Raw genomic sequence first — 15714 nt, 5'->3', positions numbered from 1 at the left:
GGCATCGACCGGGCTCTTCCTATTCGACGGTCAAGGCCGCCCGGTCAGTGATCCATGGCCTTGACGATTTCCTCGGTCATCTTCTTGGCGTCGCCGAGTAGCATCATGGTGCCGTCCTTGTAGAACAGCGTGTTGTCGATGCCGGCATAGCCGGAACCGAGCGAGCGCTTGACGAACAGGCAGGTGCGCGCCTTGTCGACGTCGAGGATCGGCATGCCGTAGATCGGACTGCTCTTGTCATCACGCGCGGACGGGTTGGTGACGTCGTTGGCGCCGATGACATAGGCGACGTCGGCCTGGGCAAACTCCGAGTTGATGTCCTCGAGCTCGAACACTTCGTCGTAAGGCACGTTGGCTTCGGCGAGCAGCACGTTCATATGGCCAGGCATACGGCCGGCGACCGGGTGGATGGCGTATTTGACGTCGACGCCGTTGGCCTTGAGCTTGTCGGCCATTTCACGCAGCGCGTGCTGCGCCTGGGCGACCGCCATGCCGTAACCGGGCACGATGATGACCTTCTGCGCGTTCATCATCAGATAGGCGGCATCGTCGGCCGAACCCTGCTTGACGGTGCGCTCAATGCCGTCGGCGGCGGCAGCCGCCGTTTCGCCGCCGAAACCGCCGAGAATGACCGAGATGAAGCTTCGGTTCATGCCCTTGCACATGATGTAGGACAGGATCGCGCCCGACGAGCCGACCAGCGCGCCGGTGATGATCAGCGCCAGATTGCCGAGCGTGAAGCCGAGTGCGGCCGCTGCCCAGCCCGAATAGGAATTCAGCATCGAGACGACGACCGGCATGTCGGCGCCGCCGATCGGGATGATCAGGAGGATGCCGAGCACCAGCGAGGCGGCGACGATAAGCCAAAAGACCAGCTTCGATTCGGTGGTGACCAAAAGCACGATCAGCACGATCAGGGCGACGCCAAGTGCGGCATTGATGAAATGACGGCCGCCGATCATGATCGGCTTGCCCGACATGCGGCCGTCGAGCTTCAGGAAGGCGATGACCGAGCCGGTGAAGGTGACGGCGCCGATGGCGACGCCCAGGCTCATCTCGATCAGGGCCTGGGCATGGATGTCGCCCATAGTGCCGATGCCGAAGCTTTCGGGCGCGTAGATGGCCGCGGCCGCGACCATGACGGCGGCGAGACCGACGAGGCTGTGGAAAGCGGCGACCAGCTGCGGCATCGAGGTCATGGCGATGCGGCGCGCGGTCACGGCGCCGACGCCGCCGCCGATGGCGAGACCGAGCACGATCAGACCGTAGCGGCCGGCCGACGGGACCAACGGGACTGCCAGCGCCAGTGTGGTGGCAATGGCGATGCCCATGCCGATCATGCCGTAGAGATTGCCCTGGCGGCTGGTGGTCGGGTGTGACAGGCCGCGCAACGCCATGATGAACAGGACGCCGGAAACCAGATAGAGGAAGGACGCGAAGTTGGCGTTCATGGCGCTCTACTTGTCCTTCTTCTTGTACATGGCCAGCATGCGCTGGGTGACGAGAAAGCCGCCGAAGATGTTGACCGAGACCAGCATCAGCGCGACGAAGCCAAAGCCGGCGGCGACGCCGGAGGCCGCTATGCCGACCGCGAGCAGCGCGCCGACGACGATGACCGAGGAAATGGCGTTGGTGACCGCCATCAGCGGCGTGTGCAGTGCGGGGGTCACCGACCAGACGACGTAGTAGCCGACGAAGATCGCCAGGATGAAGATGGCGAAACGGAAGACGAAGGGATCGATGGCACCGCCCGACAGCGCGTGCGCGGCGTCACCGGCGGCCTCAGTGCCACCCGGGGCATTGGCCAGGTTCTGCACCGCGAGCCTGACGGCGGCACTCGCCTGGTCGAGCTGGTCCAGGGCTTTCTGCAAGGTCTGATCCATCACGCGGTCCCTTTCGGCTTCGGCGAGGGTGACTTGGATGCGGCGGTCTTCCGGGTCGCGGACTTCTTCGGCGCAGCCGAAGCATCGGCGACCATGGTCGTGGCCGGGATCGCGGGCGGCTCGATATAAGGCTGCTGGTCGGCCTTGGCGAAGGCCGGATGGACGACCTTGCCGCCGTCGGTCAGCATCGTCGCCTTGACCAGATCGTCTTCGCGGTTGATGGCCAGCGTCTTGGTGTTCTTGTCGACCAGCGTCTCGAGGAATGCGAACAGGTTCCTGGCATAGAGCAGCGAGGCGGATGCCGCGATGCGACCCGGCACGTTGAGATGGCCGACGATCTTCACATTGTTGGCGGTGGTGACGATCTTGCCCGGCTCGGCACCCTCGACATTGCCGCCACGCTCGACGGCGAGGTCGACGATTACCGAGCCCGGTTTCATCGAGGCAACCATGGCGGCAGAGACAAGCTTCGGCGCCGGCCGGCCTGGGATCAGCGCCGTGGTGATGACGATGTCCTGCTTGGCGATATGCTCGGCGGTGAGCGCCGCCTGCTTGGCCTGATACTCCTTCGACATTTCCTTCGCGTAGCCGCCCGCGGTCTCCGCGGCCTTGAACTCCTCGTCCTCGACGGCCAGGAATTTTGCGCCGAGCGAGGCGACCTGTTCCTTGGCGGCGGGCCGAACGTCGGTGGCGGTGACGACCGCGCCGAGACGGCGCGCCGTGGCGATCGCCTGCAGGCCGGCGACGCCGACGCCCATGATGAAGACCTTCGCCGCCGGCACCGTGCCCGCGGCCGTCATCATCATCGGCAGCGCCCGGTCATATTCGGCGGCTCCGTCGATCACCGCCTGGTAGCCGGCAAGATTGGCCTGGCTGGACAGCACGTCCATCGATTGCGCGCGGGTGATGCGCGGCATGAACTCCATCGAGAAGGCGGTGACGCCGGCTTTGGCAAGGGCCGCGACTTCAGCATCATTGCCGTAGGGATCCATGATGGCGATCACCGCGGCGCCGGCTTTGTAGCCCTTCAGCTCGGCATGCGTTGGCCGGCGAACCTTCAGCACGACATCGGCCTTGGCGACATCCGCCGCCTTGCCGATGGCAGCGCCTGCCTTGGCAAACTCCTCGTCGGGGATGCGCGAGCGGGTGCCGGCACCGGCTTCGACGATGATGTCGAAGCCCAGCCCAGCCAGCCGCTTCACCGTATCGGGCGAAGCGGCAACGCGCGGCTCGTTCGCATCGAGCTCACGAGGGATGAAAACCGTCTGTCCCACCGCATGATCCTTTCGGCTGGAACCTGTCTGCGCGAAGTGTCGGCCGGGATATCCGGCTACTTCAACCGCAAGAGGGTTTTTGGAAGGTCTATCGCAGAATGAAGGCGCCGACGGCCAGAATAAGCACGAACAGGATCAGCGCAGAGAAGAAGCCGCCCGCGAAGAAGCCGAAAGCCATCGCCAGAAGAAGCGCACCGCAGAAGAGCGAACCATATTTGGCCAGCGCCAGGAAGCCCGCATAGGTGCGGTCATGCTCGGCATAGTCCATCTTCGCGCCCAGTTCTGCAGGACCGCTCGGCGTATGCTCAGCCATAGGAATACCCCTTCGAAGACATCTTTCAGGCACATACCGAAAAGCCGCGCGGAGAGCAATGGCGCTATTGCCGCATCGCAGCCGACAACTGCCTCAAGGGAAAATTGAAACTGCGGGCCGATGCCCGCAGGGATGGGTTTTGCGCGAGGCCTGCCCAGCGTCTCAGCCAGCAAGGTGAGGAAAAAGCCCGAGCAGCCCAACGATGATCAGATAGAGCGCGACGATATAGTTCAGCAGCCGCGGCATGATCAGGATCAGCACGCCGGCGATCAGCGAGATCAGCGGCGTGAGCGCGAGCTGGGATAGATGCATGTCGTTGTCCTTTCAAGAAGCGATAAGCATCAACTCGTATCGATGCCGCTACTCACAACGCGGTCAGGCCTGGAAAGCTCCATCGACCCGCAGGAGGCGTAACGCCCGGAAATGGTGTGGGATCAGGCCGCCTCGAAATACTTGGCCGTGGGCAGAATGGTCAGCGGCGCCAACTCGCCCCGCCTGGGGCGTTGGAAAAGCATGCGCTGCTCGAACGCCGTGGAATTGAAGAAAGGGAAACGATCCAGCGTCGCCTGCATGTTCTCGGAGCATTTCGACTGGAACAGATGCACGGGAACGGTAAGTCCGGGATAATTCCGCGGCGGCACCGCCTGCTCGGAACGGAAGATGCGATGATAGAAAGCGGAATGCTCTTCCTTGATCGCCGTCAGGCAATAGGTTGGCTTGAAATGGCTGCAGGCGACCACCGCCAGCCTCAACGTGATGTAGGGCAGCACCCGCAGACTGCTCGACCACTCGAGATCGGCGGCGAACCGGCTCGGGTCGACGAACGTCTCGCCAGAAGCCAGACGCCGTGACAGCACGTCGCCGAAAACATCGGTGCTGGGTGAAACAGGATACCTCGCGCTGGCGTAATGAATTCTGATGGTGCTGACGAGCGTGCCGTCGAAGAAGACGCCAAAGCGGTAAGAATTGGGCAGATCGTCGAAGCTGTCCTTCACCATGTGGGAAGCATCTGATTTGACCATACCGGCGTGAAGGTAGGAATTGTAGCGAAGCTTATAGATCGCTTCCAAATCCTCGGCGCCATCGCAAAGGCGATACTCCACGTGCTCCAGAACATCCATGATGTGATCTGTAAACACCGAAGGACGATTCTTGTCCCTGCCCGCAGCCGCCGCCAGCGGCCTACTCACCAACTTATTGTCCATTTGATCCTCGTATCGCCGCACAAACGACCATAGCGAAGCGCTGGAGGAACAAGAAGCAAAATTGCGAGCTTTCGCGTTTACCCTAAATTAACGTTAACAGATCGTAAATAACGAGCGCGGGAGCATCATGCCCCTCGACGAATGACTTCAGGACGATGTCAGGTGGTGGCGCGCTTCTTGAGCGGCCGCAATTCGGCAGCGAAGGGCCAGGTCACGTTGGACATGGTTTCGATGCCCGACGCGCTGAGCGCGGCGCCGAAAAGGAAGCCCTGGACAAGATCCGGCTTCACCGATTGCATGAGGATCTTGAGCTGCTCGAATGTCTCCACGCCTTCGATGGTGACGGAGAGTCCGAGGATGCGGATCAGGTCGACGACGCCCTTCAGCAGCTCGAGCGAGCGCGGATTGTGGGTGATGTCCATCACGAACGACCGGTCGATCTTGATCTTGTCGAGTGGAAGCTTGTGCAGATAGCTCAGGCTTGAATAGCCGGTGCCGAAATCGTCGAGGGCGATGCGGACGCCGAGCTGCTTCAGTTCCTCGATATATTGGCGGGTCAAGGACTTGTCGTCGAGCAGCGCGGTTTCCGTGACTTCGATTTCCAGGCGGCTAGCGGGGAGCCCGGAGTTCGCCAAGGCATCGCGCACCTTCTGGATGACGTCGCGGCTGCGGAAATCCCTGGCCGAGAGATTGACCGAGACGCTGGTCTGGTCAGGCCATTTGGCGCATTCGGTGCAAGCCGCATGCAGCACGAAGGTGCTGATCTCGGAAATGATGCCCATCTCCTCGGCAAGCGGAATGAAAATGCCGGGCGAAATCGGCCCGAGATCGGGATGATCCCAGCGGCAAAGCGCCTCGCAGCTGGCGATGCGCATGGTGTTCATCGCCACGATCGGCTGATAGACGACCCGCAGGTCCCTGCTTTCCACGGCGGTGCGCAGGTCCGCCTTCATCAGCTGGCGGTTGCGGAACGCGGCGTCCATCGCCGCCTCGAACAGCCGCCAACCGTTCTTGCCCAGTTCCTTGGCCTTGTAGAGCGCCAGGTCCGCCTTGACGATCATGGCGTCGACATCGATTTCGTCGACCTTGGACAGCACCGCGCCGGCGCTGGCCTGAATCCGCAACCCATGGCCCGCGACGTCGACCTCCCCCTGCAGCTCGGCGAAAATCTCGTCGAGCAGGCTCGCCAGATGGCTCTCATCATCAATGCGATCGAAGAACAGCATGAACTCGTCGCCGCCGAAGCGGCTGACGGTAAGGCCTTGTCCGGCAATGGCCGCCAGCCGCTCGGCGACGGCGTAGATCAGGCCATCGCCCACAGGATGGCCGAGCGTGTCGTTGACGCTCTTGAAATCGTCGAGGTCGACCACGGCCAGGCCGCACATGCGATCGCGGTCGCCCGAGGCCATCAATTCGCCGACCAGTTCGTGGAAATAGGCGCGGTTCGGAAGGCCGGTGAGGTTGTCGTAGCGCGCCATGAACCGGATCTTTTCCTCCGCTTCGACACGCGCAGTGACGTCCTCGAAGGTGATGACGCCCAATTCCTGGTTGCCCTCGCGCGCCGAAAATTCGAAGTGCTGCCCGTTGGAAAAGGAAACCAGCACCTTGCGGTCGCGCCCTTCGCGCAACGCGCGCGTCAGCTGCGCCTCGACATAGCGGCAGTCCTTTGGTGCGAGCATGCCGCCGGCGACGCCGCGCAAGAGCAGCGAATGGATCGACCGTCCGAGCAACTGGTCCGGCGATTTGAGCGACATCAGATGGGCGGCTTCCGCATTGCCGACGACCACCTTGCCATCGGGGCCGAGCATGACGAGGCCATGCGACATGGTGTTGAGGGCGCGATTGAAGCGCTGCGCGATCTGCCTCGCCTGCTTGTGTCCGACAACGGCCGAAAACAGCACGTTGCGGACATGGTCGGCGCTGCCCTTGATGATGAACATGAACGGAATGATCAGCAGGCCAAGCACGACGTAGGGGATGTCGAACCTGAGAATGAGGGCGGCGGCGATCGGCCCGACGAAGGTGACCGCGAAGATCATGACCATGCGCGGCGAGCCGTAATTTCGGCCCACGACAGTCACCAGCGAGGACAGCGTTACCGACAGCGCGCCGATCTCGGCATAGGAATCCGAGTAGACATAGATGGAAATGAAGCAAAAGAACCCCAGCAATAACCCCTGAAGGCTTCCCTTCAGGATGTATTCGCGCTCCCACCTAGTCGCATCGGCGGCGTCGCGCATCACGCCGCCCGAGCGGTGGAACCGCCGCAGGCTGAAGTAGCGCCAGACGCCGATGGCAAGCAGCGCGCCTGCGAGAACCAGGAAGATGGGTTGGCCGTTGCGCCAGTAGACCATGAGGCTGATGACGGCATGGCAAAGCGCGCCGATAACCAGCATATGCGCGTTGTCGAACAACGAGCGCACAAACTGGATATAAACATCCACCGGGATGTTATCGGTTTTTGTTCTGCCCATTACTGGCGCCCAATGAGCCCCAGCCTTGGCATAGTCCCATTAAAAAACCTTTAGCTTGGGCTCAAACGCCTGATTTTCGGGCGCTTTTGGCTCACTCGGCGGCCTGGAGTTCAGGCCTTGCCGGTGCCGCCGCAAAACGGTCGAGCAACCTGCGGCGCTCGCCCGCCGCCTTTTCGGCGCTTGCCCGCCGGACATGGCCATAGCCGCGGATCAGCGCCGGGACCGAGGCCAGGGCTACCGCGGCCTCGATTTTGCCCGGCGCCAGCGAGCTGGCCACGAGCTGCAGATCGGCTTCGTATTGCGCCAGCAATTGCCGTTCCATGCGCCGCTCGGCGGTGTAGCCGAACAGGTCGAAAGCCGTGCCGCGCAGGCCCTTCATCGCCGCCAGCAGGCGAAAGCCCTTCATCATCCAAGGCCCGAAGCTCGATTTCCTCGGCTTGCCGTCATTGCCGCGACGCCCCATGATCGGCGGCGCGAGATGGAATTCGAGCTTCTCGTAGCTCTGGAACTGCTTGCCAAGCTCGGCGGCGAAGGAGCCGTCGGTGTAGAGCCGCGCCACCTCGTATTCATCCTTGATCGCCATCAGCTTGAATAGGCTTTTGGCGGCGGCCTCGGTCACGGTCGTCGAACCCGGCATGGCCTTGGTTTCCGCCGCTCGCAGCGTCGAGATCCTGTCGGCGTAGCGCTTGCCGTAAGCAGCGTTCTGATAGGCCGTGAGGAAAGTGCCTCGGCGGGCGATGATCTCGTCGAGCGTCTCAGCGACCGGCGCGGCCTGCCCGGTCTTGTCGGCGAAGGTTGAGCCCGGCTGGGCGACGAGGCCGCGCACAAAATCCGGCTGATGTGCGGCGCGGCGGCCCCACCGGAAAGCGGCGATGTTCATCGCCACCGCTTCGCCGTTCAATTCAATGGCCTTTTCAACGGCTTCGGCCGAGAGCGGCAGACCACCGTGCTGGAAGGCAAAGCCAAGCATGAACATATTGGCGCCGAGCGAATTGCCGAACAGTGCGGTGGCGGTACGGGTGGCGTCGAAGAAATGGGCCTTGTCGTCGCCGGCGGCGGACCGGATCGCCTTCTTCAGGCGCTCGACCGGCAGCGAGAAATCGGCCGATCGGGCAAATTCGCCCGGCATGATCTCGGCGGTGTTGGCGAGGAAGATCGTATGGCCCTCGCGCACCGCCGTCAGCACCTTCTTGGCCCCCGATACGACGAGATCGCAGCCGAGCACGAGGTCGGCCTTGCCCGCCGAAACGCGGATGGCATTGATCTCTTCAGGTGTGCGGGCAATGCGGACATGGGTGAACACAGAGCCGCCCTTCTGGGCGAGGCCGGCCATGTCGATCATGCCGCAACCCTTGTCCTCCAGATGCGCCGCCATGCCGAGCACGGCGCCGACGGTGACGACGCCGGTGCCCCCGACGCCGTCGATGATCGCCGCCCAGCCCTCGACGCCGAGCGGGAATTCCACTGGTGTCGGTACGCCTTCGAGCGGGTCGGTCTTGCCGGCCAGGCCTTCTGCCTTGCGGATCTTGGCACCGTGCACGGTGACGAAGGACGGGCAGAAGCCGTTGACGCAGGAGAAGTCCTTGTTGCAGCTCGACTGGTCGATCTTGCGCTTGCGGCCAAATTCGGTCTCGACCGGCTGGATCGAGACGCAGTTCGACTGCACACCGCAATCGCCGCAGCCTTCGCAGACCAGTTCGTTGATGAAGACGCGCTTGTCAGGATCGGGAAAGGTGCCGCGCTTGCGGCGACGGCGCTTTTCGGCGGCGCAGGTCTGGTCGTAGAGCAGGATCGATACGCCCTCGACGTCGCGCAGCTCGCGCTGGACGAGATCGAGGTCGTCGCGATGGTGAATGGTAGCGCCGGCCGGAAACTCGGCCTTCCCAGCATATTTGTCGGGCTCGTCGGTGACGATGGCGATGCGGTCGACGCCCTCCGCCCGCACCTGCCTGGCGATCATGTCCACGGTCAGCCCGCCTTCATGCGGCTGGCCGCCGGTCATGGCGACGGCGTCGTTGTAGAGGATCTTGTAGGTGATGTTGGCTTCGCTCGACAGGGCGAAGCGGATCGCCAGCGTGCCCGAATGGTTGTAGGTGCCGTCGCCGAGATTCTGGAAGATGTGGCCGCGCTTCGAGAACGGCGCCTGGCCGACCCATTGCGCGCCCTCGCCGCCCATGGCGGTGAAGCCGAGCGTGTTGCGGTCCATCCAGAGCGCCATGAAGTGGCAGCCGATGCCGGCGGCGGCGATCGAGCCGTCCGGCACCTTGGTCGAGGAATTGTGCGGACAGCCCGAACAGAAGAAGGGCGTGCGCGATCCGATGTCGGTAGCGTCCTTCAGCATCGCCTGGAACTGGCGCAACTTCGCGACCCTTGCCGAAATCTCTTCGGACGGGCCGATGGTCTTCACGATCCTCTCGCCCAGTGCAATGGCGATCTCGTTGGGGTCCAGCGCCCCCTTGGCCGGGAACAGCCAGTCGCCGCGCTCGTCCTTCTTGCCGACGATGACCGGCTGCGTGGCGGTGCCATAAAGGCTTTCGCGCAGTTGCACCTCGATCAGCGAGCGTTTCTCCTCGACGACGACGATGGTGTCGAGACCGCGCGCGAACTCGGCGATGTGCTGCAGGTCGAGCGGCCAGGGGCAGCCGACCTTGAACAGCCGCACGCCGATGCGGTTGGCTTCCGCCTCGTCGATGCCGATATCCTCCAGCGCCTGGCGGACGTCGAGATAGCTCTTGCCCAGCGTGATGATGCCGAGCTTCGGGTTGCGGCCGCCCGAATAGACGATCCTGTTCAGCCCATTGGCATGGATGAAGGCGGAGGCCGCGGCACGCTTGTGCTCATGCAGCCGCTCTTCCTGGCCGAGCATGTCGATCTCGTGGCGGATGTTGAGGCCGCCCGGCGGCATGTCGAAATCCGGGACGACGATGTTCAACCGTTCGAGCGAGGCATCGACCGAAGCTGTCGATTCGATATTGTCCTTGACGCATTTGATCGCCGCCCAGGTGCCGGCGAAGCGCGACATGGCAAAGCCATACAGGCCGTAGTCGATGATCTCCTGGACTCCGGCCGGGTTCAGGATCGGCACCATGGTGTCGACGAAGAGGAATTCGGTGGCGTGCGCATTGGTCGAGGATTCGGCCATGTGGTCGTCGCCCATGAGCGCAAGGACGCCGCCATATCTTGACGAGCCGGCGAGATTGGCGTGGCGGAACACATCGCCCGAACGATCGACGCCCGGACCCTTGCCGTACCAGACCGAAAAGACGCCGTCATGGGTGCCCTCACCCAACAGTTCCGTCTGCTGCGAGCCCCAGCAGGCGGTGGCGGCAAGCTCCTCGTTAAGGCCAGGCTGGAAAACGATATCGGCCTCGCCGAGCTGCTTTTTCGCCTTCCAAAGCTGCATATCCAGGCCGCCGAGCGGCGAGCCGCGATAGCCCGAGACAAGGCCTGCCGTGTTCAGGCCAGCACGGCGGTCGCGCTCGCGCTGCATCAGGAGCATGCGGATGACCGCCTGCGCGCCGGACAGGAAGATGCGCTTCTTGCCAAGATCGAATTTGTCGTCGAGCGCGACATCATGCAGCGTCATCAGGCATTTCCTCTGCGAAGGCCGCGCCGGGCAGCGGCCAACGTCGGGATCGGATGACGCATCCTTTCTTCCCTTGCAAGACAGGTCAAACAAAATCGAAAGGACCAGCCAACGCGCAACAAACAGTCCGGCGGGTGCTGGGCCGCGCATGAAAGCGTGGGCCGACAGCGCGACGGCGCACAGAAATTCCGGGCGAAATCGATGCCGTCGGCAGGCGTCAGCCGGCTTTCGAGCAGTCCGGCTTCGGCTCGCCCGGCAGCTTGCCGTCGGGATGGCCGGCGAGATCGGGATTGGCCGTGTAGAGCTGGTCGATGACCAATGGCCGGTCAGGCAGGATGGACTGGTCTTCCGTCGACATCAGCGTGGTGTCGATGGTCTGCAGGACGGCACCGTCGGCGCCCTTGATGCTGATGGCGATGGCATAGGGCTTGTTCTTGACGACGCAGGTGAGCGCCGGGCTTTCCAGGCTCACCTTGTCGAGCTTCGGCCAGATCTTCTGTTCGATCACGAAGGGCGCGCCGCCGGCTGGATTCTGGAAAATGGCGACCGCCACCTGACCCTCGCCCATCGGCCGCAAGGGCCGCAGCGTCACGACGTAGGTCGCCCTGGCAAGACGGTAGTTGAAGACGAATATCTTGCCGGAAACCTCGAACAGCTTGCCCTCGCCGCCAGTATCGCGACAGGCGCCGAGCGCCATCGCCGCAACCAGCGCCACGCCAACAACGATCAAGCGGGAAAGAATTCTAGCCATTCCTGACCTCGTTGGCCGCGATGCGGCGGCGATAATGGCGGCTTGCCTTCTGCCTATTGCCGCACACCGCCATGTCGCACCAAAGGCGGCTGGAATTGCGGCTTCTGTCGACGAACAGCCAGGTGCAGTTGGGGCAAATCCTGAGCCTCGCGACCGTGTCGCCGCGCAGCAGTGAAAGGGCTGAAACCGCCAGCGCCGCCTCGAAGGCGATCGGCGTCGCCGGATCGCCGAACGGCCGTCCCGGCGCCCCGATCTCGGTCCGGCCGGCGGCCAGGCCGTCGGCGCAGGCCCGCAGGAATTCAGGCAGGTCGGCGGTGGCGACCGCGCCCTTCGAGACCGCGCCTCGAAACAGCCGGTCGGTCGTCTCGCGGATCGACAGCACGACGGGCGCGATTGCAGCCGGCGAGGACACCGCCAGCCGCCTGTCGCCAAGCTCGACGGCGCGAAAGCCGCTGGCCGCGTCGGCGAAGCGGGCGATTTCGGCCGGATCATCGAAGCGGTCGAACGTGCGCGCCGGATCGCCACGCAGCACGACGGTGTTTGTCGTGTCGAGCGCAAGCAGGCCGCCGGTGAAGCGGTGTGGGGTCCAGGCGACTGTCATTCCGAAAATCTAACCGATAAATCGCATTTGACAAGTTAGATTTGGCGATGCAAACCTCAGATGCGCACGGTATGATCGCCTCTATCCGATCCGCTCCTGTCCGATCCGCTCTTGGGCGGGATGCTTGTGGTGTTGTCGAGCATGCTCTATTTCTTCCAGCAGGTGCTGAACGGGCTGCATTCGGGCGCGCTTTATGCCCTGCTCGCCTTCGGCTACGTGCTGACCAACGGCATCCTGCACCGCACCAACCTCGCCTATGGGGCGCTGTTTGCCTTCTGCGGCCAGGCAATGATCCTGAGCGTCGCCTTCGGCTACCAGGTGCTGTGGCTGACGCTGCTGGCTTCGGTGCTGTTCGGCGTCGTCGCGGCGTTCCTCTATGCCGCGCTCATCAGCCATGTCCTGTCACGCAGCGTCTTTGAACCATTGGCCGACCGCTCGCCCAATGCCATCGTGGTGACGACGCTCGGCATCCTGATCGTCCTGTCGGAAGCAAGCCGCATCGCGGCCGACACGCATGATCTGTGGCTGCCGCCGATGCTGGCCGAACCCATCGTTTTCGCCGAAGGCTCCGGTTTCAAGGCGACGCTGACGCTGATCCAGGTGCTCGACTGCGTCGTGGTCCTGGCGGCGGTCGCACTCGCTACATGGGCGTTTGCCCGCTCAAACTTCGGCCGGTGCTGGCGCGCCGTCTCCGACGACCCCAGGGCCGCCGCCCTGTGCGGCGTCGACGTGCGTGGCGTGTTTAGGCGTGCCGTGCTGCTCGGAGGCTTCTGCGCGGCGCTGGCCGGGGTCATGGCCAGTCTCTATTACGGCAACGTCAGCTTCGGTTCCGGCCTGGTCTACGGCCTGAAGATCCTGTTCGTGACGGCTGTCGGCGGCTATCTCTCGCCGCCACGGGCCGCGCTGGGAGCGGCCGCTTTCGGCATGGCCGAATCATTGTGGGCCGGCTATTTCCCGGTCGAATGGCGCGATGCGTGGATGTATCTGTTCCTGGTGGCCATGCTGATCCTGATCGGCGCCGGCCGCGACACCGGCAAGGTCGTCTGAACCCCATCAGACTTTGGTTGCATGACGTATCGTCAGGCTGCGGTTTTCCACCGTGCCGCAAGAGCCGATGGCCTGCATCCTTCCTCCTCTTGTTGACCAACCGGACCACGCACTGCATACGGTTGGGCCAGGCGGCGCGACGAAAAAGGGGGATCCCGCGTCACCGCATCAGGGAGGAATGCATGGCAGGGCTTCTCGCTCTATCCAGAACGATCGATCGTATGAACGAGTTCATCGGCAAATCGGTATCCTGGCTGATCCTGCTGGCCATCCTGGTGAGTGCGGCCAACGCGGTCATCCGCAAGGTGTTCGACACCTCGTCGAACGCGTGGCTCGAGCTGCAATGGTACCTGTTCGGCGCCGCCTTCATGCTGGCCGCCGCCTATACGCTGAAACAGAACGAGCATATCCGCATCGATATCGTCTACGGCCTGTTTTCACGCCGCGTGCAGCACTGGATCGACCTCTTCGGCCACCTCTTCTTCCTGATGCCGTTCGTGACGCTGATGGTGTTCTATTTCGTGCCCTACGTATCGCTGTCGTTCCACAGCGGTGAAATGTCGACCAACGCCGGCGGCCTGATCGTGTGGCCGGCCAAGGCCATCCTGCTGGTCGGCTTTTTCCTGCTCGCGCTGCAGGGCATTTCCGAGATCATCAAGAAGATCGCCATCATGCGCGGCATCATTGACGATCCCAACCCGTTCATTTCCGTGCACGAACAGGCTGAACTCGAAGCCAAGGCGCTCGCTGAAGAAGCCAAGGCGCTCGCTGAAGAGGTGCGTTCGTGATGGAGTTCATCGCCCAGAACATGGCGCCGATCATGTTCGCCTCGCTGATTCTGTTCATGCTGATCGGCTATCCCGTCGCCTTTTCGCTCGCCGCCAACGGCCTGATGTTCTTCTTCATTGGCGTGCTTTTGACGCCCTATTCAGGCGGCGCGATCAATCTCGCCTGGCCGCTGCTCTATGCGCTGCCGGACAATTTCTACGGCAGCCGGGTGATGTCGAACGACACGCTGCTGGCCATCCCGTTCTTCACCTTCATGGGCATCGTGCTTGAGCGATCCGGCATGGCCGAGGACCTGCTCGACACGATCGGCCAGTTGTTCGGACCGATCCGCGGCGGCCTCGCCTATGCGGTGATCTTCGTCGGCGCGCTGCTGGCGGCGACCACTGGCGTGGTGGCGGCATCCGTCATTGCCATGGGGCTGATCTCGCTGCCGATCATGCTGCGCTATGGTTATGACCGCCGGGTAGCATCGGGCGTCATCGCGGCGTCGGGCACGCTCGCCCAGATCATTCCGCCATCGCTGGTGCTGATCGTTCTCGCCGACCAGCTCGGCCGCTCTGTGGGCGACATGTATGCCGGCGCCCTGATCCCCGGCCTGGTGCTGACCGGCCTGTACACGCTCTACATCGTGATCATGTCGATCGTCCGGCCAAAGTCGATGCCGGCTCTGCCGCTCGAGGCGCGGACACTCGGCCATGGCGTGGTGTCCTTGCTGATCGCGCTGGTAGCGGCCGTGGCCACCGCCTATGCGGCCTACCATTACCTGGTGCCCGCTCATGGCGACAATGCCGACATTCTCGGCGCGGCCGTCGGCGTCATCTTCATCTACGTCGTCGCGATTCTCGACCGCGGCCTGAACATCAACATGATGTCGCGGCTGGCGCAGCAGGTCGTGATCGTGCTGATCCCGCCGCTGGCGCTGATCTTCCTGGTGCTCGGCACCATCTTCCTCGGCATCGCCACCCCAACCGAGGGCGGCGCCATGGGCGCGGTCGGCGCACTGGCGATGGCGGCGATGAAGGGCCGGCTGTCGATGGACGTGATCAAGCAGGCGCTGGCCTCGACGACGCGGCTGTCGTCCTTCGTGCTGTTCATCCTGATCGGCGCGCGGGTGTTCTCGCTGACCTTCTATGGGGTCAACGGCCAGATCTGGGTCGAGCATCTCTTGACCTCGCTGCCGGGCGGCGAAGTCGGCTTCCTGATCGGCGTCAACATGCTCGTCTTCTTCCTCGCCTTTTTCCTCGATTTCTTCGAACTGGCGTTCATCATCGTGCCGCTGCTGGCGCCGGCCGCCGACAAGCTCGGCATCGACTTGATCTGGTTCGGCGTGCTTCTGGGCGTCAACATGCAGACCAGCTTCATGCATCCGCCGTTCGGTTTCGCGCTGTTCTATCTGCGCTCGGTCGCCTCGCGCGTGCCCTACCTCGACCGCCTGACCGGCAAGCAGATCGCGCCGGTGACGACGGGCCAGATCTATTGGGGCGCGGTGCCGTTCGTCTGCATCCAGGTGATCATGATCGGCCTGACCATCGCCTTCCCGCAAATGGTGATGCGCTACAAGGGCGCGGCCGTCGATTCCGGCACGATCGACTACAAGGTGCCGGAAATGCCCAGCCTGTCGCCGCTTGGCACGCAGGAAGGTGGCGGCGCGCCTGCCAATGGCGGTGGCGCACCGGCGGCGCCCGGTACGCCCGACCTGTCGCAACCGCCGAATTTCGGCGATACGCCACCAGCCAAGCCGGCGACACCGACGCCGGACCTGTCGCAGCCGCCGAATTTCAACTGAGCTCG

Annotated in this window: 13 protein-coding genes; 3 read left to right on the top strand and 10 right to left on the bottom strand. The window is 63.4% G+C overall.

Annotated features, from left to right (window positions below; genetic code table 11):
• Nucleotides 1–44 precede the first annotated feature (44 nt).
• The 10 genes from M653_RS0107725 to M653_RS0107680 form a co-directional block, all read right to left on the bottom strand.
• A complete protein-coding gene (locus M653_RS0107725) occupies nucleotides 45–1451 on the bottom strand; it encodes an NAD(P)(+) transhydrogenase (Re/Si-specific) subunit beta (RefSeq protein WP_027142819.1) in 1407 nt (468 codons plus the stop codon).
• Between the two features lie 6 nt (nucleotides 1452–1457).
• Nucleotides 1458–1886 carry an NAD(P) transhydrogenase subunit alpha gene (locus tag M653_RS0107720; RefSeq protein ID WP_027142818.1) on the bottom strand — a complete coding sequence of 143 codons (429 nt, stop codon included), beginning with the start codon at nucleotides 1884–1886 and terminating at the stop codon, nucleotides 1458–1460.
• Nucleotides 1883–3157, bottom strand: coding sequence for a Re/Si-specific NAD(P)(+) transhydrogenase subunit alpha (locus tag M653_RS0107715; RefSeq protein WP_027142817.1), 1275 nt, complete (start codon nucleotides 3155–3157; stop codon nucleotides 1883–1885). Before M653_RS0107715 ends, M653_RS0107720 begins: the two co-directional genes overlap by 4 nt.
• An 88-nt stretch (nucleotides 3158–3245) precedes the next feature.
• Nucleotides 3246–3470 (bottom strand): aa3-type cytochrome c oxidase subunit IV, encoded by a 225-nt coding sequence (locus M653_RS0107710; protein ID WP_027142816.1) that lies wholly within the window; start codon nucleotides 3468–3470, stop codon nucleotides 3246–3248.
• Nucleotides 3471–3632: 162 nt separating this feature from the next.
• The gene (locus M653_RS1000000135380; protein ID WP_084636514.1) at nucleotides 3633–3782 is read right to left on the bottom strand and encodes a DUF3096 domain-containing protein; all 150 of its coding nucleotides are present in this window, start codon (nucleotides 3780–3782) and stop codon (nucleotides 3633–3635) included.
• A gap of 122 nt (nucleotides 3783–3904) precedes the next feature.
• Nucleotides 3905–4696, bottom strand: coding sequence for a hypothetical protein (locus M653_RS0107700; RefSeq protein ID WP_245262075.1), 792 nt, complete (start codon nucleotides 4694–4696; stop codon nucleotides 3905–3907).
• Nucleotides 4697–4833: 137 nt separating this feature from the next.
• Nucleotides 4834–7149: an EAL domain-containing protein gene (locus M653_RS0107695; RefSeq protein WP_027142814.1), complete on the bottom strand. Its 2316-nt coding sequence runs from the start codon at nucleotides 7147–7149 to the stop codon at nucleotides 4834–4836.
• Between the two features lie 91 nt (nucleotides 7150–7240).
• Nucleotides 7241–10735, bottom strand: coding sequence for an indolepyruvate ferredoxin oxidoreductase family protein (locus M653_RS0107690; protein ID WP_027142813.1), 3495 nt, complete (start codon nucleotides 10733–10735; stop codon nucleotides 7241–7243).
• A 217-nt stretch (nucleotides 10736–10952) separates the two neighbouring features.
• Nucleotides 10953–11486 carry a hypothetical protein gene (locus tag M653_RS0107685; RefSeq protein WP_027142812.1) on the bottom strand — a complete coding sequence of 178 codons (534 nt, stop codon included), beginning with the start codon at nucleotides 11484–11486 and terminating at the stop codon, nucleotides 10953–10955.
• The gene (locus M653_RS0107680) at nucleotides 11479–12087 is read right to left on the bottom strand and encodes a CGNR zinc finger domain-containing protein (RefSeq protein WP_027142811.1); all 609 of its coding nucleotides are present in this window, start codon (nucleotides 12085–12087) and stop codon (nucleotides 11479–11481) included. Before M653_RS0107680 ends, M653_RS0107685 begins: the two co-directional genes overlap by 8 nt.
• 141 nt (nucleotides 12088–12228) lie before the next feature.
• Between M653_RS0107680 and M653_RS0107675 the strand changes: the two genes are divergently transcribed.
• The 3 genes from M653_RS0107675 to M653_RS0107665 all read left to right on the top strand — a co-directional run bounded on the left by M653_RS0107675 (nucleotide 12229) and on the right by M653_RS0107665 (nucleotide 15709).
• Nucleotides 12229–13134: a branched-chain amino acid ABC transporter permease gene (locus tag M653_RS0107675; RefSeq protein ID WP_027142810.1), complete on the top strand. Its 906-nt coding sequence runs from the start codon at nucleotides 12229–12231 to the stop codon at nucleotides 13132–13134.
• A gap of 182 nt (nucleotides 13135–13316) precedes the next feature.
• The gene (locus M653_RS0107670) at nucleotides 13317–13922 is read left to right on the top strand and encodes a TRAP transporter small permease subunit (RefSeq protein ID WP_027142809.1); all 606 of its coding nucleotides are present in this window, start codon (nucleotides 13317–13319) and stop codon (nucleotides 13920–13922) included.
• Entirely contained in the window at nucleotides 13922–15709 is a 1788-nt protein-coding gene (locus tag M653_RS0107665; protein WP_027142808.1) for a TRAP transporter large permease subunit, read from the top strand. The genes M653_RS0107670 and M653_RS0107665 overlap by 1 nt, the downstream gene beginning before the upstream one ends.
• Nucleotides 15710–15714 lie beyond the last annotated feature (5 nt).

The sequence above is a fragment of the Mesorhizobium sp. WSM3626 genome (assembly GCF_000513935.1).
GTDB lineage: Bacteria > Pseudomonadota > Alphaproteobacteria > Rhizobiales > Rhizobiaceae > Mesorhizobium > Mesorhizobium salmacidum.
The sequence above is the reverse complement of the archived record's forward strand: the minus strand, read 5'-3'. Positions and strand labels throughout refer to the sequence as shown.